The 19370-nt window shown below is 61.3% G+C and carries 19 protein-coding genes and 1 tRNA gene; 12 read left to right on the top strand and 8 right to left on the bottom strand.

Annotated features, from left to right (window positions below; genetic code table 11):
- Positions 1-10: 10 nt before the first annotated feature.
- Together OIU37_RS11050 and OIU37_RS11045 are read left to right on the top strand one after the other, a co-directional pair.
- Positions 11-349 (top strand): integration host factor subunit alpha, encoded by a 339-nt coding sequence (locus OIU37_RS11050; protein ID WP_047616420.1) that lies wholly within the window; start codon positions 11-13, stop codon positions 347-349.
- A 151-nt stretch (positions 350-500) separates the two neighbouring features.
- Positions 501-1040, top strand: coding sequence for a MerR family transcriptional regulator (locus OIU37_RS11045; protein WP_003558354.1), 540 nt, complete (start codon positions 501-503; stop codon positions 1038-1040).
- 7 nt (positions 1041-1047) lie between these two features.
- Here OIU37_RS11045 and OIU37_RS11040 read toward each other — a convergent pair whose 3' ends face one another.
- Positions 1048-1395: a response regulator gene (locus tag OIU37_RS11040; RefSeq protein ID WP_171600918.1), complete on the bottom strand. Its 348-nt coding sequence runs from the start codon at positions 1393-1395 to the stop codon at positions 1048-1050.
- Positions 1396-1772: 377 nt separating this feature from the next.
- Between OIU37_RS11040 and OIU37_RS11035 the strand changes: the two genes are divergently transcribed.
- Positions 1773-3419 carry an ATP-binding protein gene (locus tag OIU37_RS11035; protein WP_264257525.1) on the top strand — a complete coding sequence of 549 codons (1647 nt, stop codon included), beginning with the start codon at positions 1773-1775 and terminating at the stop codon, positions 3417-3419.
- Between the two features lie 39 nt (positions 3420-3458).
- On the opposite strand, the gene OIU37_RS11030 is transcribed toward OIU37_RS11035, so the two are convergent.
- Positions 3459-3773 carry a DUF1236 domain-containing protein gene (locus OIU37_RS11030; protein ID WP_171600916.1) on the bottom strand — a complete coding sequence of 105 codons (315 nt, stop codon included), beginning with the start codon at positions 3771-3773 and terminating at the stop codon, positions 3459-3461.
- Positions 3774-4095: 322 nt separating this feature from the next.
- On the opposite strand from OIU37_RS11030, the gene bcsN reads away from it, so the two are divergent.
- The 7 genes from bcsN (at position 4096) to OIU37_RS10995 (ending at position 14110) form a co-directional block, all read left to right on the top strand.
- Entirely contained in the window at positions 4096-5076 is a 981-nt protein-coding gene (bcsN, locus tag OIU37_RS11025) for a cellulose biosynthesis protein BcsN (protein ID WP_264257524.1), read from the top strand.
- A 59-nt stretch (positions 5077-5135) separates the two neighbouring features.
- A complete protein-coding gene (gene bcsA, locus OIU37_RS11020) occupies positions 5136-7328 on the top strand; it encodes a UDP-forming cellulose synthase catalytic subunit (RefSeq protein WP_171600915.1) in 2193 nt (730 codons plus the stop codon).
- The gene (locus OIU37_RS11015; protein WP_264257523.1) at positions 7325-9781 is read left to right on the top strand and encodes a cellulose biosynthesis cyclic di-GMP-binding regulatory protein BcsB; all 2457 of its coding nucleotides are present in this window, start codon (positions 7325-7327) and stop codon (positions 9779-9781) included. The genes bcsA and OIU37_RS11015 overlap by 4 nt, the downstream gene beginning before the upstream one ends.
- Complete coding sequence (locus tag OIU37_RS11010; protein WP_171600913.1) at positions 9778-10824, top strand: glycosyl hydrolase family 8; 1047 nt, start codon at positions 9778-9780, stop codon at positions 10822-10824. The genes OIU37_RS11015 and OIU37_RS11010 overlap by 4 nt, the downstream gene beginning before the upstream one ends.
- On the top strand, positions 10821-13190 hold the full coding sequence (locus OIU37_RS11005; protein ID WP_264257522.1) for a cellulose synthase: 2370 nt from the start codon (positions 10821-10823) through the stop codon (positions 13188-13190). The genes OIU37_RS11010 and OIU37_RS11005 overlap by 4 nt, the downstream gene beginning before the upstream one ends.
- A 76-nt stretch (positions 13191-13266) precedes the next feature.
- On the top strand, positions 13267-13935 hold the full coding sequence (locus OIU37_RS11000) for an HAD family hydrolase (RefSeq protein WP_264257521.1): 669 nt from the start codon (positions 13267-13269) through the stop codon (positions 13933-13935).
- Between the two features lie 98 nt (positions 13936-14033).
- Positions 14034-14110 (top strand) — tRNA-Pro (locus OIU37_RS10995).
- A gap of 185 nt (positions 14111-14295) precedes the next feature.
- Here OIU37_RS10995 and OIU37_RS10990 read toward each other — a convergent pair.
- On the bottom strand, positions 14296-14928 hold the full coding sequence (locus OIU37_RS10990) for a bifunctional 2-polyprenyl-6-hydroxyphenol methylase/3-demethylubiquinol 3-O-methyltransferase UbiG (RefSeq protein WP_168309885.1): 633 nt from the start codon (positions 14926-14928) through the stop codon (positions 14296-14298).
- 555 nt (positions 14929-15483) lie between these two features.
- Between OIU37_RS10990 and OIU37_RS10985 the strand changes: the two genes are divergently transcribed.
- Positions 15484-15705: a hypothetical protein gene (locus OIU37_RS10985; RefSeq protein WP_171600911.1), complete on the top strand. Its 222-nt coding sequence runs from the start codon at positions 15484-15486 to the stop codon at positions 15703-15705.
- A 5-nt stretch (positions 15706-15710) separates the two neighbouring features.
- Here the strand turns inward: OIU37_RS10985 and OIU37_RS10980 are convergent, their stop codons facing one another.
- Positions 15711-15944: a DUF982 domain-containing protein gene (locus OIU37_RS10980; protein ID WP_017990989.1), complete on the bottom strand. Its 234-nt coding sequence runs from the start codon at positions 15942-15944 to the stop codon at positions 15711-15713.
- A gap of 193 nt (positions 15945-16137) precedes the next feature.
- Here OIU37_RS10980 and OIU37_RS10975 point away from each other — a divergent pair, with 193 nt between their 5' ends.
- Positions 16138-16353: a hypothetical protein gene (locus tag OIU37_RS10975; RefSeq protein ID WP_003574001.1), complete on the top strand. Its 216-nt coding sequence runs from the start codon at positions 16138-16140 to the stop codon at positions 16351-16353.
- Positions 16354-16356: 3 nt separating this feature from the next.
- On the opposite strand, the gene OIU37_RS10970 is transcribed toward OIU37_RS10975, so the two are convergent.
- From OIU37_RS10970 to OIU37_RS10955, 4 genes are all read right to left on the bottom strand, one after another.
- The gene (locus OIU37_RS10970; protein WP_168316305.1) at positions 16357-16506 is read right to left on the bottom strand and encodes a hypothetical protein; all 150 of its coding nucleotides are present in this window, start codon (positions 16504-16506) and stop codon (positions 16357-16359) included.
- A gap of 58 nt (positions 16507-16564) precedes the next feature.
- Positions 16565-16858, bottom strand: a complete 294-nt coding sequence (locus tag OIU37_RS10965; RefSeq protein ID WP_171600910.1) for a RodZ family helix-turn-helix domain-containing protein — start codon at positions 16856-16858, stop codon at positions 16565-16567.
- A gap of 73 nt (positions 16859-16931) precedes the next feature.
- Complete coding sequence (locus OIU37_RS10960; RefSeq protein WP_171600909.1) at positions 16932-18113, bottom strand: ROK family transcriptional regulator; 1182 nt, start codon at positions 18111-18113, stop codon at positions 16932-16934.
- A 548-nt stretch (positions 18114-18661) separates the two neighbouring features.
- A complete protein-coding gene (locus OIU37_RS10955) occupies positions 18662-19276 on the bottom strand; it encodes a GNAT family N-acetyltransferase (protein WP_264258462.1) in 615 nt (204 codons plus the stop codon).
- Between the last annotated feature and the right edge of the window lie 94 nt (positions 19277-19370).

Raw genomic sequence — 19370 nt, 5'->3', positions numbered from 1 at the left:
CGGGGAAACCATGACCGGAAAAACAGTGACGCGAGCAGACCTGGCGGAATCCGTTTTCCGAAAGGTTGGGCTTTCCCGGACCGAATCTGCCGAACTGGTCGAAACCGTCATCGACGAGATCTGCAACGCCATCGTGCGTGGTGAAACCGTCAAGCTTTCCTCCTTTGCCACCTTCCAGGTGCGCGACAAGAACGAACGAATCGGCCGCAACCCGAAGACCGGCGAGGAGGTTCCGATTTCCCCCCGCCGGGTCATGACCTTCAAGGCGTCGAACGTGCTGAAGACGCGCATCCTCAAGGCGCATGTCGCTCGCAAGATCAAGCTGAAGCCGCAGAATCCGGCTCCCTGATCATCGGCTTCCCGTTTCGGAACGGTGTTTTTTCTCTCTCGCACTCCCCCATCCTTGTGCGCAACGTCGAGACATGACTTGAATTGTCGGCGCCAAACCGTTGAAATATGATGAGTCGCCGTAGGATCGAGCCGCGAGGTCGCGTAGCAGCATGACGTTGGACAAGAGCCCCGATGCCTTTCGCACCATCAGCGAAGTCGCAGACGATCTTGATCTGCCGCAGCATGTGCTGCGCTTCTGGGAGACGCGTTTTCCCCAGATAAAGCCGATGAAGCGCGGCGGCGGCCGTCGCTACTATCGACCGGAGGACGTGGACCTCCTCAAAGGCATCCGGCATTTGCTCTATGATCACGGTTATACGATCAAGGGTGTGCAGAAGCTCCTGAAGACCAACGGCAACAAGTTCGTCATATCGGTCGGTCATGGCGACCTCGCCAGCGTCGAGGCGCTTGCGTCGGGCGTGCAGGACACGGGTGCCGGGGAACCGCGCGTCGGCATGGCTGACGAAGACCAGATTGTCGGCCGCGCCAAGCCGCCGATCACCCGCCGGTTCTTCAATTTCGTCGCTGGCGACGACGAGCAGGAAGTCTCGATCGGCAAGTCGAGCGTCGGCAAGGAAGACAGGGCGCTGCTGCAGGAGGCGCTCTACGACCTCCTGGAATGCAAGCGTCTGCTCGATCAGGTGCGCTGAAGAGGAATCAGGCTTCGGTAAGTTGCTTCATCGCCTGTTCGAGTTCGCTGAGCTGGAAGGGTTTTTGCAGCACGGGCAGCGTGCTTGGGCTGCTGCCGTCAGGTGCGGTACCGTATCCCGTCGCATAGAGATAGGGTTTGCCGCGTTCGTCGAGCAGCTTTGCGACCGGCAGCGAACTCTGCCCGGCAAGCGAGACATCGAGAATGGCCGCGTCAAACTCCGTATCCCTGGCGGCTGCCAGCGCCCGCTCCAGGTCGGGCGCGCTGGCGCAGACCCGGTAGCCCAGATCGGCGAGCATGTCCTCGAGCAGCATGGCAATCAGTGCGTCGTCTTCGACGATGAATATGTCTTTCATGATCCGGTTCACCCATTGCCCCCTTGCTAAAGCATGTCGCGCAAAAGTGTGCCGCGGTTTTGCGATAACGACATGCGTAAAAACAAAGACCTAAAGCGCAAGGAGCGAATCTGAAAGATTGCGACACGCTTTAGGCATGGAGGTTTATGTGGACTGCTTGCACCGCTCGTCAAGACGTTGTGGCCGGCAGTACGAGAAACAGCATATTGCCGGTTGAAATTCGATGTGCAAAAGCTGGAATGCCGTCTCCGCATCGGCTCCTGCGTAGTTCCTTAAATCGGAGCGATTTAAGGATAAAATTATGCAGCAATTCAAAGCGCTACAGCGTCATTTGCCCGTCTGGAAAGACATGGCGGCGCTGGAAGAAGGGGTGTCGAATGGATTTGCTGAGTGCCACGGATTGGCTGCGTCACAGGCCGGGTTATACCTATCCGCTTGCCGTTGCTTTCGTTGGCCTGACGTTTCTTCTGAGGCTTGCCGCCAGCGATACTCTCTCCGGCTTTCCCTTCCTGAGCTTCCTTCCGGCGATATTGCTCGCGAGTTTCATAGGCGGCGCCGGGCCGGGCTTTGTCGCGGCCTTGTTTGCCGGTTTCATTGTCCAGCAGTTTTTCGTCGAGCCGCACAATGTTTTCTGGCCGGCCACCGCCGGCCAATGGGTCGGCCTTACCAGCTACCTCATCAATGCCGTGATCATCGTCGGCCTGATGGAGATGATCCTCATCGCCCATGGCAGGCAGAGCCGCCTTCGCAGCGAGCTGAACAGCTTCAACACGCGCCTCGAACAGACAGTGGTCCAGCGCACTGCCGAGCTCAGGCACGAGATGGAAGAGAATGCCGCCGCTCAGGCGCAGGTCCGCCAGTTGCAGAAGATGGAAACGATCGGCCAACTGACCGGCGGCGTCGCCCATGATTTCAACAATATGCTGGCAATCATCATCGGCAACCTCGATCTCGCCCAGCGGCGCCTGACCGGCAGCGAGGATCCTCGCCTGCTATACTCAATCCAGAATGCCAAAGACGGTGCGCAGAGAGCGGCGGTGCTGACTGCGCGTCTTCTCGCTTTCTCGCGCCAGCAACCGCTCGCGCCGGAGGTGATCGACCTTAACAAGCTGGTCGGCGGTATGTCTGAGCTATTGCGGCGCACGCTCGGCGAGCAGATCCGGATCGAGACCGTGCTTGCCGGCGGTCTCTGGCCGAGCTTTGCCGATTTGAGCCAGCTCGAGAATGCCATCCTGAACCTTGCCGTCAATGCCCGCGATGCCATGCCGGGCGGCGGAAATCTGACGATCGAGACCGCCAATACCGAACTCGACGAGCGATATTCGCGCATGCATTCGGAGGTCGAAGCAGGTCAATATGTAATGATCAGCATGACTGACACCGGCACCGGCATGTCGCCGGAAGTGATCGAGCGTGCCTTCGACCCTTTCTATACGACCAAGGGGCCTGGCAAAGGCACCGGTCTCGGCCTCAGCCAGGTCTACGGCTACATCAAGCAGAGCGGCGGTCACATCAAGATCTATTCAGAGATCGACAGGGGCACGACGTTGAAGATCTATCTTCCCCGTCATGTCGGCACGGCGGACGCCCGGTCGGGCACGGCCGGCGCCAAGCCTATCCCTCAGGGCAGCGTCAATGACACGATCCTGGTGGTGGAGGATGATGAGCACGTCCGCACCATGACCGCCGAAAGCTTGCATGAACTCGGTTACACCGTGTTGCAGGCGGCAAGCGGTATAGAGGCGCTCCTTCTGATCGAAGAAAATCCGGCAGTCGACCTGATCTTCACCGATATCGTCATGCCGCAGATGAGCGGCCGCCAACTTGCCGATGTCGTCCAGGAAAAATGGCCGACGATCCGGATCCTCTACACGACGGGTTATACCCGCAATGCCATCGTCCACAATGGTGTGCTCGATCACGGTGTTTCCCTGCTCGCCAAGCCCTTCAGCCTGGAGCAGCTCGCCCACAAGATCCGTGAGCTTCTGAATGTGCCGATGAGGATGGAAGATGAGCGGACGTGAAGCCGGATTGCCGCCGCACGTCCACAGTTCAAGATCGCATTATTCCAGGACCTGGATGATGCGGTGCGTCTTCGGCTCGACGATCACGCGCCGCTCGTTGACGACGGTGTAGCCGTAGCCGTCGATATTGGGCACGGTATGCACTTCGACGGTATCGGGAAGCGTCGCGCCGACCGCGATATCGCCTTCATAGACGACGGACGGCGTGGTTTGCTCCATCACATAGGTGCGCACCTCACCAGGTAATACGACGGAGCCCGTCGGTGCGGGATCGGTAACGATGACGGTGCTCTGCGCGAAGGCGGCTGAGCTAATGGTCAGCATGGCGGCCGCAGCCAGCATGATCTTGCGCATGGGATGTTCTCCTTTTCTATCAGACATCAAGGCAACGCTGGCCATGCGGCATAGTTCCCCGCGGGCTTTCGCCACAGCGGAAGACAGGCGCAATGAGAGAAATTAAGTTGTTACTAAATTAATTTCTGCATCATACGGTTGAGCCGCCTGAACAGCGTTCGAAAAGAGTCCAGATGGTGATGTTGGAGCTCGCTTGTTTACTTTTCGCTAACCATGTTGGACGTTTATTCTGAACGGACGACCAACCGGTCGTTGATTCGACGATCCGTCGCGTTTCGGCTTGCGAACGGATCTCTAGAAGACGATTGCGGCGGCTCGAGACATGCGCTTGCGGAAGACGATATTGTTGGTGGTCGTAGCAGGCGTGATGGCCGGCTGCACATCGACGGGCGGTGTGCGCCAGCCCTCCGGGCCGGAAACCGTGGCGCCTGAAAAGGCGCTGGTCCTGCCGCCGCCGGGCGGCCCGTCGATCGTTAGCGTTGTCGAGCGCAAGCGTGGAAACGGCGTCGAGCAGACGATCTCGCTGTTTACCTCATCCTCCGTGCCCGGTCAGAATTTTCTGAAGGTCCAGTTCTTCGGCGCTTCCGGGGCCAATCCCGGCGCCGGTAATGCGGGCTTCAGCATGATCAACGAGAGCGGCATTGCCCGCGAGGTGGCGCGTTCGGCCCCCAGCGTGCCGATGGCGACGTCGGCGACCTTCCTGCAGAACGCCTATGGCCCCTTCGGCTACGCCTCCGGCCGCAGCCGTGCCGGCGACACCTGTGTCTATGCCTGGCAGCAGATCCGCTCGAGCACGGCTGCCAATACCCAGGCGCACAATTTCGGCATGATCCAGCTGCGCCTGCGCCTTTGCGATGCGAGAGCGAGCGAGCGCCAGCTCCTCGGCATCGTCTATGGCTACACCGTCACCGGCATCTTCGACGGCGAGGTCTGGAACCCTTACGGCAATCCGCCGCCTGCCGACGTAGCGCTCGGACGCACCGGCGCGCCGATCTATCCCGACGAGGGCGGTTACCGCGCCAGCCCTATGCCGATCGGCTATGAGCCGGCGCCCGCGATTGTCAGCCGGCCGCGGGCAACGCCTGTTCGCAGGGCCTCGACCTCACAACCGGCTCAAGGCGCAGCACCCATGCCCGCGCCCATCGGCCCGCGCGTACCGCTGCCGGGCGAGGCGCCACAGACGAGTGCAAAGCCGGATGCGGCGCCCGCGCCGAACGAACAATCGGTAAGGGCGATCGGCGTCACCGTGCCTTCGCCGGACTGCATAGGCGACTCGGCCATGACGGCCGCCTGCCGACGATAATGAGCATGTCCGTGGGCGCCAGATGGTGCCCCCGGTTGAGCAATTTCGAAGGAACGTCGATGCGCAAAGCCCGCAGTGTCATCATATGGGCCGTGGTTTCGCTCTGCATGATCGTGCTGATCACGCTGCCGGTCAACCTGCAGACCCAGCTCATCACCAGCATCACGGTCGTGACTGTGATGGCGGTGATCAAGATCCTGAAGGGCGAGGGGACGTGGCGCCTGGTGGCACTCGCCTTCGGCACGTCGATCGTGCTGCGTTATGTTTACTGGCGCACCACCAACACGCTGCCGCCTCTGAATCAGTTGGAAAACTTCATTCCCGGCCTACTGCTCTATCTGGCCGAAATGTATAGCGTCGCGATGCTGGCGCTCAGCCTGTTCATCGTTGCTACACCGCTGCCGTCGCGCCCCTCGCGTGCTGCCAATCCCGGGCGCCTTCCTCATGTCGACGTCTTCGTGCCATCCTACAATGAGGATGCCGGCCTGCTCGGAAACACGCTGGCCGCCGCCAAGGCCATGGATTATCCGGCCGAGAAGCTGCATGTCTGGCTGCTCGACGACGGCGGCACCTTGCAGAAGCGCAACTCCGGCAAGCTGCTCGAAGCCCAGGCGGCGGCCGCCCGCCATATCGAGCTGAAGCAGCTCTGCGACGATCTCGACGTCAATTACCTTACGCGCGACCGCAACGAGCATGCCAAGGCCGGCAACCTCAACAACGGCATGAAACATTCGACCGGCGAACTCATCGCCGTCTTCGATGCCGACCACGCACCGGCCCGCGATTTCTTGCTCGAGACCGTCGGTTATTTCGAAGATGACCCGAAGCTTTTCCTCGTCCAGACGCCGCACTTCTTCATCAATCCCGACCCGCTGGAGCGTAACCTGCGCACCTTCGACAAGATGCCGAGCGAGAACGAAATGTTCTACGGCATCATCCAGCGCGGCCTGGATAAATGGAACGCCGCCTTCTTCTGCGGCTCGGCCGCGGTTTTGAGCCGCAAGGCGCTTGAATCCCAGAACGGCTTTTCCGGCATCAGCATCACCGAGGATTGCGAGACGGCGCTGGCGCTGCACGGCAGCGGCTGGAACAGCATCTATGTCGACAAGCCGCTGATCGCCGGCCTGCAGCCGGCCACCTTCGCAAGCTTCATCGGCCAGCGCAGCCGCTGGGCGCAGGGCATGATGCAGATCCTGCGCTTCCGCTTCCCGCTTCTGAAGCGCGGCCTGACGATCCCGCAGCGCCTCTGCTACATGTCCTCCACGCTTTTCTGGCTCTTCCCGTTCCCACGCACGATCTTCCTGTTTGCGCCGCTCTTCTATTTGTTCTTCGACCTGGAAATCTTCACCGCCTCCGGCGGCGAGTTCCTTGCCTATACGCTGGCCTATATGCTCGTGAACCTGATGATGCAGAACTACCTCTACGGGTCGTTCCGCTGGCCCTGGATTTCCGAGCTCTACGAATATGTCCAGACCGTGCATCTGCTGCCGGCTGTCGTCTCCGTCATGCTCAATCCGCGCAAGCCGACCTTCAAGGTCACCGCCAAGGACGAATCGATCGCCGTCAGCCGCCTGTCGGAGATCAGCCGTCCGTTCTTCGTCATTTTCGCGGTGCAGATCATCGCGCTCGTCATCACCATCTACAGGATCTACGCCGAGCCCTATAAGGCCGACGTCACGCTCGTCGTCGGCGGCTGGAACGCCATCAACCTGATCATGGCCGGCTGCGCGCTCGGCGTCGTCTCGGAGCGCGGCGAACGCGCCTTGTCCCGCCGCGTCCGCGTCAACCGGCGCTGTGAATTCGGCGCCAACGGCAAATGGTACGCGGCCTCGATCGAGGACGTCTCCGTCCATGGCGCAAGGCTTCACATCTTCAACAAGCATCTCGACGAGATGCTGGTCGGCGCCGTCGGCGAAATCCGTTTCCGGCCCTATAGCGGCGCGGATCTGGAAACGCTGCCGCTCATCGTCCGCAATATCGAGCCGTCGGGCGACATCTCCAATGTCGGCTGCCAATATGTGCCGAAAAGCGCGCTCGACCATCGCCTGATCGCCGACCTGATGTTTGCCAATTCCGGCCAGTGGACTGAGTTCCAGGCCGCGCGCCGCCGCAATCCGGGCCTGATCCGCGGCACTATCTGGTTCCTCGGCTTGTCGCTCTATCAGACCAGCCGCGGCCTCATTTACTTCTTCCGCAGCATGCGGCCGGAGCGGGAGGCCCAGCAGCAGGCGGCAAAGGTCAACGCCGGATGAGAAGGATCGTTGCCGCCTCGCTTCTTCTGCTGCATGCCTCCGCCTTCGCCCAGGCGCAGACGGCACCCTTCGACATGTCCGGCGAGCGACCGCCCGGGGCATCCGTTACCCCGAGATTGACACCGCCCACGCCGTCGCCAGCTCCTGCGCCGGCTCCCGTCACGCCTCCGGTTTCCGTCATACCCGCACCTGCAACTCCGGCCGCTCCAGCACCCGTTCCTCCGGCGATCGCCGTCCAGTCGCAGCCGACGGCGCTAGCGCTCCAACCGGGCGCGGCGGCAAATACCGCCGCGCCGCCGCGCTCCGGCGATGTCCGCCGCTATGTCGTGCCCTTTTCGAAACTGGGTCTCGGCGGTGAATATGATCGCCGGTCATGGTCGGTCTATCTGACGCCGGAGCAGGCGGCGGCCAAGGCGAGCTTCACCTTCGCATACCAGAATGCGATCGTCGTCGCACCTGAGGCCTCGTCGCTGACCGTCTATCTCAACAACCGCCCGATCGGCCAACAGCGCGTCGGTTCGCCGGATGGCCCGTCGGCCGTCACCTTCGAGGTCCCGCCCGGTCTGCTGCAGCCCGGCGCCAATCTCGTCACCTTTGAAGCCGCCCAGCGCCACCGCACCGATTGCAGCATTCAGTCCACCTATGAATTGTGGTCGAATATCGATCCGTCCGGAACCTATCTGAATTTCGCCGGCACCGACGCCGCACTACTGGCGGGCGCCGATGCCATCCGTGCCATCGGCGTCGATGGCGCCGGCAAGACCGAGTTCGATATCGTCGTCCCGGCGCTGGAGCAGCCGGGAACCACCAGGCCGCTGCTTCGGCTGGCGCAGGGCCTGTCGGTGCTGAGCAGCATGCCGAACCAGATCTTTGCCTTCAGCGCCACTTCGCTTCCGGCTGCCGGGCCTGGTAAGCTCAGCGTGCTCGTTGGTACCGCGGCGGAACTGCGGCCGATCTTTCCCGGCCTGCCGCCCGGCGCCGAAAGTGCGGCACTCGCCACTTTCGTCTCCGATCCGCGCAGCGGCTCGCCGGTGCTTCTGATCAGCGGGCCCACCTGGCAGGCGGTCTCCTCGGCGATCGATACCATCGTCTCGCCGACGGACAGGTCCTCGAATGTCCGCCGCGACGTGCTGACCACCGAGCGCTGGAGCGCGCCGAACGCGCCGCTGGTCTTTTCCGATACGGACATCGCCCTGTCGCAGCTCGGCGTGAAGACCACCGAATTCTCCGGCCGGCGGTTGCGGACCAGCTTCCATATCGCCGTGCCGGCTGACTTTTATGCCAATGCCTATGGCGAGGCGAAGGTGCTGCTTGACGCGGCCTATACCGATAACGTGCTGCCCGGCAGCCACATCGATATCTACGTCAACGACAACATCGCCTCCACCGTGCCGATCACCACGACATCGGGCGGCATTCTCCGTCATCTGCCGATCCGCGTGACGATGCGGCACTTCAAGCCCGGTCTCAATTCGGTGGCGATCGAGGCGATCCTGATGACCAAGGACGATGCGGCTTGCGCGCCGGGCGCGACCGCCGGCGCCACCCCGCGCTTTGCCCTGTTCGATACCTCTGAGCTGCATATCCCGGATTTCGCCCGCGTCGGTCAGCGTCCGAATCTGGCGGCCATGGCCGGCACCGCCTATCCCTATGGTCGGGCCACGGAACCGACACCGCTCTTCATCGACCGCATCGACGCCGACACACTTTCGGCCGCCGCAACCCTGCTTGGTCAGATGGCGATCACCGCCGGCCATCCGATCGCCGTCGAATCCGTCGCCTCGCCGAATATGATCGGCGATCGCGATGCCATCTTCATCGGCTCCATCTCGCAGATGCCGGCAACGGCACTGTCGCAGACCAATATCTCCACGGCGAGCCAGGCCTCGTGGCGTCCCGTGACGGACGCGCAGGCTGCTGTCGTCGATACCGGTACGGCCTTCGAGGAGTGGAATTCCAAGGTCAGCGGCGGTGTGTTGCGCAGCCGCGTCACGGCCTTTCGCGAGTGGCTGTCGCGCAATTTCGACATCTCCCGCAGTTCGCTGCAGTTCGTGCCCGGCGCCGAGGAGATCTTTACGCCACCCAACGCCGCCACGCTGCTGGTTGCCCAGGGCTCCAGCCCTGCGGGAATGGGCTCATGGACGGTGGTAACGGCGCCGTCGGCGAAGGATTTGCGTGAAGGGCTCGAGGTTCTAACCGCGCAGCTGAACTGGCCGCAGATATCGGGCCACATCACCACCTATTCGGGCAAGACGGGCAAGATCGAGGCGGTGCCCGTCACCCGTTTCGATTTTGTGCCGTCCATGCCCTGGTCGATCGCCAACTACCGCCTGATCGCCGCCAACTGGCTATCCACGAACATCCTCTCCTATGCCTTCCTGCTGGTCCTCTTCGTGCTGCTGATCGGCGTCACGACGTCAAGCATGCTCAAAAGGCTGGGCCGGTCGAAATGAGGCGGTGGCGCGCGCTCCTGCTGGCGGCAATGGTCGCGCTTGCCCCGACGGGCGAGCCCGCGGTCGCGCAGCAGGCGATGATCAATGCCGGCGCATGGTCGGCCTACAAGGCGAAGTTTCTCGATGCGACCGGGCGCATCGTCGATAACGGCAACGGCAATATCAGCCACAGCGAAGGGCAGGGCTATGGCCTGCTGCTCGCCTATCTCGCAGCAAGCCCGGCCGATTTCGAGCAGATCTGGTATTTTACCCGCACCGAACTGCTGCTGCGCGACGACGGCCTGGCCGTCTGGAAATGGGATCCGAACGTCAAGCCGCACGTCGCCGATACCAACAATGCCACCGATGGCGACATGTTGATCGCCTATGCTCTGGCGCTTGCCGGTACGGCGTGGAAACGCGACGACTATATCCTCGCCGCCTCCCGCATGGCGCAGGCTCTGCTTGCCGAAACCGTCGCCAGCTCGGAGGGCCGCACCTTGCTGTTGCCGGGGACCGAAGGTTTTACCGGCAGCGACCGTGACGACGGTCCCGTCGTCAACCCGTCCTACTGGATCTACGAGGCGATCCCGGTGATGGCTGCGCTCGCTCCGTCGGATGCCTGGAAAAAACTCTCGGATGACGGCGTGGAGCTGTTGAACAGGATGCAGTTCGGCCCGCGCAAGCTTCCTGCCGAATGGGTGAGCCTGCATGATAAGCCACGGCCGGCAAAGGGGTTCGACGCCGAGTTCGGCTATAACGCCATCCGCATCCCGCTCTATCTCGCGCGTGGCGGCATCACCGACAAGGCGCTGCTCGTCCGCCTGCAAAAGGGGATGTCGCAAGACGGCGTTCCCGCCACCATCGATCTGACCACCGGCCGGCCGAAGACCGTCCTGTCGGACCCCGGTTATCGAATTGTTAACGATGTTGTGGCCTGTGTTGTCGATGGGACCAAGCTGCCGAGCTCGGCCCTGCAATTTGCGCCCGCGCTCTATTATCCGTCTACCCTTCAGCTGCTGGGGCTGGCCTATATCGGGGAGAAGCATCCGGAGTGTCTGTGAAGTCTTCTCTCGTGGCAGTTTCAGCGGCAGTGGTGGTGGCGACCCTCGTCACCGGACTGAAGGACCGCGCCGCTCTGCAGGAAAGGTTCGGCCTTGGGTCTGCCGGCAAGCCGGCGCCGGAACTGATGATGATGGGCCGCATCAAGCCGACCGAGGCTCCCGCCGGCAATTCCGAATTCAATGCGCAGCTCGTCGCCGATAAGATCGAGGCAATCACCTCCTCGCCGCCGTCGGCACCGGATACACCCGAGCCGGATGCCGCAGCACAGCAGCCTGCGGCACCTCCGCCTGTGGCATCGCAACCTGCGGCACCGCAGACGGCCGCCCAGCCGGCGCCGGTCACACCGCCCATCGTTTCAGAGCCGCCGGCTCCGCAGCAGGCGGCCGCGCCGCCGCCCGCCGTCGATGAAAGTGCGCTTCGTTATTTCGCCAGCCGCGGCGACAAGCTGCGCTTGCAGGCCGAAATCTCCCGCCTTCAGGCGCTCTACCCCAACTGGGTTCCACCAGCCGATCCGCTCGCCGTGCCGCAGAATGGCGACAAGCAGCTCGAGGCCATGTGGCAGCTCTATTCCGATGGCCGCTATGCGGAGCTGCGCAAGGCGATCGCCGACCGCCAGGCAGCCGATGCCGGATGGCAGCCGCCGGCCGATCTGCTCGACCGGCTCGACGTCGCCGAGGCCCGCGCCCGCCTCGTCAATGCTTCGGACCTCAAGCAATATGCGACGGTAGTCGATACCGCTGCCGCAACGCCGAGCCTGCTCACCTGCAGCGAGATCGATATTCTCTGGCGCGTCGCCGAAGCCTTCATCCGGACGGAGAGGGTGCAGCGCGGCCAGGACGCCTATACCTATATCCTGAAGAACTGCACCAATCCCGCCGAGCGGCAGGCGACGGTCGAAAAGGCCTCGACGCTGCTTTCCTACCAACCCATGCAGGCGCTGCTCGCGCTGGAGAAGCCTGCCGCCGACGGCAGCAGGGAATTCGATGCGATCCGTGATAACCTCGCCCGGCGCTTCATGGCCGAAGGCAATGACGATCCGAATCTCGCCATCGCGCCCGATTACGTCGCCCACCTCGAAAAGCTCGCCGGGACGGAGGGGCTTGCCTCCGATGCGCTGCTGCTCGGCTGGTATCAGCTTCGCCGCAACAACGATGCCAATGCCGAAAAATGGTTCCGCGCCGCCCGCGCCAAGCAAGATTCGGCGGCCGCTTCGCAGGGGCTGGCGCTGGCGCTGATCGCCCGCAAGGCGCCTGAGGAAGCCGAAGAGGTGATGTTCCGCTGGCGCGCCGATTCCGATGACGCGACATCAACCTATCTCGCCGCTACTGCCAACCTGATGGCGTTGCAGCCGCCGGCCGATCTGGCCGAAGACGTGCTGCACCGCATCGCCACCGAGGTCATCGCCCGCAAATCCGTGCCGACAGCGCAGCAATTCGGCTGGTATGCCCGCTCCCTCAACCAGTTCCAGACCGCCGCGCGCTGGTTCGAGACGGCGCTTGCCTGGAAACCCGATGACGAACCGTCCGCCTATGGCCTTGTCATCACTCGCGACCAATTGAGCGACCGCAAGGGCGTGCTCGACCTCCAGCGCGCCTGGGCCGGCCGGTCGACCCGGATCACCAATCTCGAAGACACGTCCTCCCTGACGCCAAACGTCGTCACGCCGCCGCCGGCGAAGGGGGCGCTTGTCGCACAGCAACCGGCTCAACCGACGCAGCGTCCCCCGGCCGAGCCGCTTCCGGCAGAGCGTCGGGTGACCCTGCAACCGGTTTCGGAAGTGGTCGTTCGTGCGGCGAGACCGGCGATGGACACGGTGACCGTCCCGCGCGGTCCACGCCAGACGCGCGGCTGCTCGACGACGATCGATGCGGGGCAGCTTAAGCCGGCCGACGCGCTGTCGCGCGGCTGGTGCCTGATGGATATCAACCGGCCGATGGAGGCGATCTCGGCCTTCGAGGCCGCATTGCAGAGCCCGTCCCGCAAGGTCCGTGAAGACGCAGCCTACGGCCAGAGCCTTGCCTATCTGCGCGCCGGTCTCTCCGCCAATGCCGCCGTCGCGGCCACCAAGGCGCCGCAGAACCGCCAGCGCGCCGCCGAGCTTCAGGTAGCAATCCTCGCCGACCGTGCGCTTTCAGCCTTCGACGCCGGGCGTTACCGCGAAACCCTCATCTATCTCGATCAGCGTGCCCAGCTGCAGCAGGAGCGCATCGACCTGATGGTTCTGCGCGGCTACAGCTACCTCAATCTCAAAATGTACGGCGATGCTACCCGTATCTTCGAAGCCGCTGCCGCCACCGGCAGCCGCGACGCCGCCCGCGGTCTTGCCGACGTCCGTAACGTCACCCATCCAGACACCAACAACTGACGTTGACGCCGCTTCCGCTCTCCGCTACTCGCCTGCGCAAAGGCCGCGTCGGCCTCATGCTTGCAAGGAAAAGCCCGTGCCCGCTCTCCATGACATCCTCGACAGATCCTATGACGCCTTCCTTTTCGACATGGACGGAACGCTGCTGAATTCCATTGCTGTCGTCGAACGCGTCTGGAGTGAATGGGCAATACGCCACGGCTTCGAGCCGGAGGTCTTCCTGAAGACGATCCACGGCATCCGCGCCTCCGATGTGATCCGCGGGCTTGGCCTGCCCGGCGTCGATCCTGCCCATGAGGCGGATCTGCTGCTCGCCGAAGAAATGGAGGATGTTTCCGGCATCGTCGAGATCCCAGGCGCTGTGCGCTTCCTCGGCGCCATCGCCGATGGCAGATGGGCAATCGTCACCTCGGCGCCGATCGAACTCGCCGGGCGCCGCATGGCCGCCGCCGGCATCCCGATGCCGAAGGTCATCGTCAGCGGCCAAGAGGTCAAATCAGGCAAGCCCAGCCCCGAAGGTTATCTGCTCGGCGCAAGCCGTCTCGGCGTCGATCCGAAAAAATGCCTGGTCTTCGAAGATGCGGTCGCCGGCATCCTCGCCGGCGAGGCTGCCGGCGCCGACGTCACTGTCATCACCGAAACCCACGCCACGCCCTTCGAAACACCGCATTTTTCGATCGCCAACTACCAGGCATGGCAGCCCCGCCAAACAGCCGAAGGCCGGTTGACGCTCGCCGCGATCTGACCATTCGGGCAAACCGACTCCTTTTTGTTGAAGGCAAGGTTTTTCCGCTTGCATTGCACGCGCTGAAAAACTAAACGAAGCAAGCCGTTTCGGCAGGTCGGGGCGTAGCGCAGCCCGGTAGCGCACTTGACTGGGGGTCAAGGGGTCGCTGGTTCGAGTCCAGTCGCCCCGACCATTTTTCCCCTTGAAATCCCAGTCAGAATGTCACTTTCTTCGTCCCGCTAGCGGCGGAAAACGGAACGAGACATAGGCAGAAATGCTGAAGCGGGAGCCGAACGTCCCGAACGAAAATGCCATTTGTTCATGTTGCCGGCGAGCTATAGCGCCGCCATTGCAAAGGGTGGTGGCCTTCGACCGCCTTCAGTGTGGTTTCTGAGCGATCGCGATCATCGATTTCGCCAACAGTGGAATCCTCCCGACATATTCGAAGTCGACGTCTTCGAAGCCTGTTTCGACGAGCAGCGTGCTGAGCGTTTCGGGAGACCAGAATTTGATATGGCCATGGTCCTTGAGCGGCATGAAATGGTCATCCATCTTTCCACTGACGGCCAACGCCAGATTTTTCCAGTAACCGTGAAAAGGCGTCGAGACGACCGCGATGCCGCCGGGCCTCACCAGATCATAAATGGTGGCCGAAAAAGCCTTGGGATCATAAACATGTTCCACCACCTCAAGACTTATCACCGCATCGAAGGTCCCGTACCGGCTGGAAAGATCCTCGTAGCCGGAACCGATTTCCAGCGGAAGATCGGGGTGGGCCGTTCTCGCTTTCGCGATGCCGTCCTGGGAGGGATCGACACCGACGACGTCATATCCTTTTGCCGCAAGCACGGCTGCAGCACCGCCGGTGCCACAACCGAGATCGAAGACTGCAGTTTCGTTTGCCTCCTGGAAACTGTTATCGAGAACATCGACAACGGCCGGCAAAATATAGGAATGGGCGGTTGCCGGTTTGGCGTGTACATAGGTAGTAGCGTCCAGTTCGATAGACATTTTACCTCCTGAAAACATGAAGAAGTGAGCCGCCAATGGTACGGCGGACTTTGACGGGAGTGTGGTGTCGTTGTGGTATTAAGGTGATTAACGCCGAAGGCGTCCGCGGCGACTAAGCGTCACCGCCGATTGGCTGCACCGACTGCGCGAGACATCCTCCGGCACGCCCGACGCTCGCCCAATGCCGGATCCCGAAGCTGATTGACGAAGCTGATTGACAGGGGTGCCCTGAAGATGCTGAAAACGGGCCGCGTTCAGGCTTGCTGCGTTCTCGTGGTTCAACAGGCCCCTGCATCGGCTCCTGCCGCTTTGACCATTTAAACTAAATAACGCGATGAAATACCCTTTGAAGGTGTATCGCAAATAAATCATTTAGTTCTTTTTGGTACTACCTCAATTGGGAGGGGCGGTATTTGTTGCCTTTTGTTAAGGTTATACGCAGTTTGGAAGTTAATAACCATATTTTGAATTTGAAAAAAACCTGAAGCCTCTTCGCATTCTCGTGAATATGTGTAGATTAACATTGTCCTTGTCCCAGATAGCCTGGTCGAGCGCATGGCGGATATGAAGCACAATCTAACTTGCAGGCAAAGCCTCGCCAGCGCGTTCCAGGCTCTGTCGGACGAGGCCGTCAAAGCCGGCTGGTCGGAAGGCGATGTCGCCCTCGCGCTTGCTGAACTCGCCGAGGAGCGGGTGATCGAGGTTACCGCCAAGGTGATCATGGAAGGCTCCGTCCATCCTCAGCTCATCGCTGCCGGCGGTGGACGCAACGGCTAACGATCTTACACCAGCAACCCCGCCGTTTTCGCTGCCGTGATGAAGGAAGCCTGTGCTGCGCGCGGGCTGCGCAGTCCGTCGAGCGCATCCAGGCAATGCTGGCGCGCAACGCGATAATCGCGCCCGCGCTTGCTCGGCCACCGCTTCAGATATTCGACGGCCTCCCAGACGGTGGAAACGATCAGGCTGCTGTTTGGAGAAACGACCCGGACGGGGGAGGGAAAGCGTTTTTCACTCACATCTGCACTCACTGATACCTGCTACCAAACGCGCCCGGAACGCGCGGGATAAAATTTTGTTCCATAATTTTGTTCCATAGAAATTTGCGTAGTTGCTAAAGTTCAGACCCTCGCGCATAATGACTTTATGGTCGGTTGCGGAGGGCGGCCGGCGATGCAAGCGTGAATGCGTTTGCCCTCGGAGGATTGGGGCATGATGTTACGGTCATCAATTCATCCGCATGATTTACCGCTATTTTCGGAAGATCTCGATCTGCTTTCGCAAGTGCTCGACAAGGTCTGCGACGAACGCGGCCTCGCCAGGACGACGCCGGAGGCCGAGCGGATCGGTGCGGTCATCATTCAGCTCTACAGACAGGGCGTGAAGGACGGCGGCAAACTTGCCGACCTTGCAAAAACCTATCTTTAACGATCAGTTCTGCTCGATCGAGACACCGTTCTTACCGATGCTCATCTCGATGCCTTGCGGCTTGCTTTCCTCGTGGAAGACATAGGCGCCGAGGCCGATGACGGCGACGACAAGAACGCCGATGATGACGTATAGACCATTGCTGCGGTTCAAGACACTGCCCCCAATATATCATGGGACAGCGAAACGCCCGGGTGCCCGATTGGTTCCGTCAGTCGTCGTTGGCGGCGTTGAGGTTTTCCGGCCGAATGCCGTCATCGCTCAAGGTGCGTGCGCGCAACCGGATGCCAGGACCGCCTTCATCCTGATTGCCGCTGGACAGGAAGATGATGCCGTGCGCCTCGAGCGTGCTGCGTACATCGAACAGCGCGTGCGGCTCGCCCGCAAATTCGCCGTTTTCCAGCGCCGTCACAGTCTCGACCGGCAGGCCGCTGGCGGCGGCAAGCTCCTCGATGCTCATTCCGATCATGGCGCGGGCGCCGCGTATCTGCGTTGCTGTTATCATGAGGGAAAATCTAGCGCATTTCCAGCGCTTCTCAAGTAGCGGCACCGCACGTTGGCCCTACGGGATGCGCTCTTCAAACTTCCCTCAATTTGACACCAAATAGATCGTCATGCATGCGCTCGACCGCGATCCCCATTCCTCCCATCAGGGCGGCCCGGTTCCCAAAGCGACTGATCTCGATGCGCGGCGGATAAGGCGTACAACGCGGCAGGAAACCGCGAATAGCGTTTACGAGTTCCGGTCTTGCGCCGATGCTGCCGCCGGTGATCACCAGTTCAGGATCGAGAGCCGCTCCGATTGCAGCAATGGCAACCGCGACCAGCCTTGCCGTTTCTTCGATGGCAGCAGCGGCGCTTGTTTCTCCTGCATTAAACGCGGCGAAGAGATCGGCCACGGTGGATGCGTTACGCCCGCCGAAACCGACGTAGCGGCGCAACATCGCGACACTGCCGACCGCACTCTCAAAGGTTCCAAGCGTAAATCCGCCAGGATCAAAAGCATCCCCGCCGATCGGAAGATAGGCGATTTCGCCGGCCGCCCCACGCGCGCCGCGCAACAGAGACCCGTTGGCGATGATGCCCATGCCGACGCCCGTTCCGAGAGCAACGAAAGCAAAATTGCTGGTTTCGATACCGTGTCCCCGCCATCTCTCCCCTTGCGCCGCCAGGTTGACGTCATTTTCAACGATCACCGGTATGGCCATTCTGTCGCTGAAGACTTGCCGCAGATTTATGGCGTCGATGCCGGGGATGCTTGGCGCGACGTTGATATGCCCGGTGGCCGGATCGAGCACACCGGGACTGCCTAGAACGACGAGACGGAGTTTGTCGGCGGTCGTCCCGGCCGCAAACGCGAGTTCTCCGATAAGATCGCTGAACTGATTGACGAGATGCATTCCGCCGCGCGGGTCGGTGGGTACTTTGGTTTCGGCAACCACGTTCCCCAACAGATCGCAAATAGCCGCAGCAATCTTGGTGCTCCCGAGATCGATAGAGACGGCCAGTCCCGCCCTGGCATTGATTTCATAGGTGATCGCATTCCGGCCCGGGCGGCCATCAGTCTGCCCGACTGGTTTCAGCCATCCGTCATCCTCAAGGTCGCGCACGACATCGGAAATCGTCTGCTTTGACAAGCCGGTCAGCTTGGCAATATCGGCGCGAGAGATCGACCCGTTCGCGAACACGGTTCGGATGACGGCATTGGTTGATATTTTTCGTGCGATCGGGGTCTGTGCGACTGAAGATGTCATTGCCATCCGGCTAGCTCAGTCCAATTAGTTCGGAGCGCATACTTAATGGACGCGATATTAGGCCACAACTATCGCGGCTAACTGGAATTCAATACATTGAAGCAGGCAATTTGTCTATGTCCTTGACAAATGGGAGGCCAGCTGTAGGCTTGAATTAACGTGCGATGAAAATGCGCGATGAAATAAAGAGGGTCGAGGAGAAGTATGCGCCATACGTATCGTCTGGTTAGCCGTGCGCCTGCCAAGATCGCCCAAAGAGGAACTGGCCCGGGCTTGCCTGGCTATTTGCTTTTTTGCGTCCCGCGGATTCCTTGAACCTGGCTGGCGAGGATTTGCTCATGATGAAGCCCTCGACTGACGGACAGCTTTTCGCCGAGCAGCCAGTTTTACTGCCGATAGTATCACGCCTTCAGGCGGACGTTCATCCGGATGGTTACTGTGACCTCATCTTATGGGGAGCAGGCAGCTTTGGGCGTGTGAGATTTTCTCCAAGCAAAGGTGCTTATGCCCGGGAGACAGGGCCTTTCCGTGGCTCGGAGGAACCGGGAAATGCTTCAACCCAATCCCTCATCGATCCGCATTGCGAATGCGACGGAGCCATCCTGCTCGAATTCGGAAAAGCCGAGGTGACGGTAGAAACCCCTGGCGCCTTGGTTGTTTGGGTCGACCCCGAGATGCACGGCTCCAACCCCGTGGTTTCGAAGCGCTTGAAGCTCCGTGCCGATCATCCTGCGCCCCCAACCGCTTGCCTGAAGTCCGGGAAGGATGTTGATGTGGAGATGCGCCGGGTACTGGTCTTGAAGCCAAGCCGTTCCGCTGCGCGGATTTTGAATTCGTTCCATCACGTCGGCGTCGCGCGGGCGGCTGGGTGCCAGCCCCGCAATCTGCTGGCGGACGAATGGCCACCAGTTTGTCTGCAAGTCTCTATCGAAGCTGCTGGTGTCCGGCACCCCTACGACATAGCCGACCGGCCGGCCGTCCTGAACGAGAACAAAGGCAAAGTCCTTGGCGAATTTGAGGTAGGGTACCGACCACACGTAGCCGGGCAGGTGCGGGTCGCTATAAAGCGCGCTGGCATCCTCACCGCCATTCGCGGTTTTCAGGCAGATGTCGAAAAGGGCGTCGATATCCGCTTCAATCGCGGGGCGGATGAAGCAGCTGGTGTCCATCACTTTGCCACCTCCTGCGTGGCGCTTTGTCATTTTAGGTCGCGAGAGGAGCCGATGCATTGACGATTACCTCAGATTCGCCAGCCCGGCAAAG

The sequence above is a fragment of the Rhizobium sp. BT-226 genome (genome assembly GCF_025847085.2).
Lineage (GTDB): Bacteria > Pseudomonadota > Alphaproteobacteria > Rhizobiales > Rhizobiaceae > Rhizobium > Rhizobium sophorae.
Note: the sequence above shows the minus strand (reverse complement) of the source record. Positions and strands in the feature narration are given on the sequence as shown.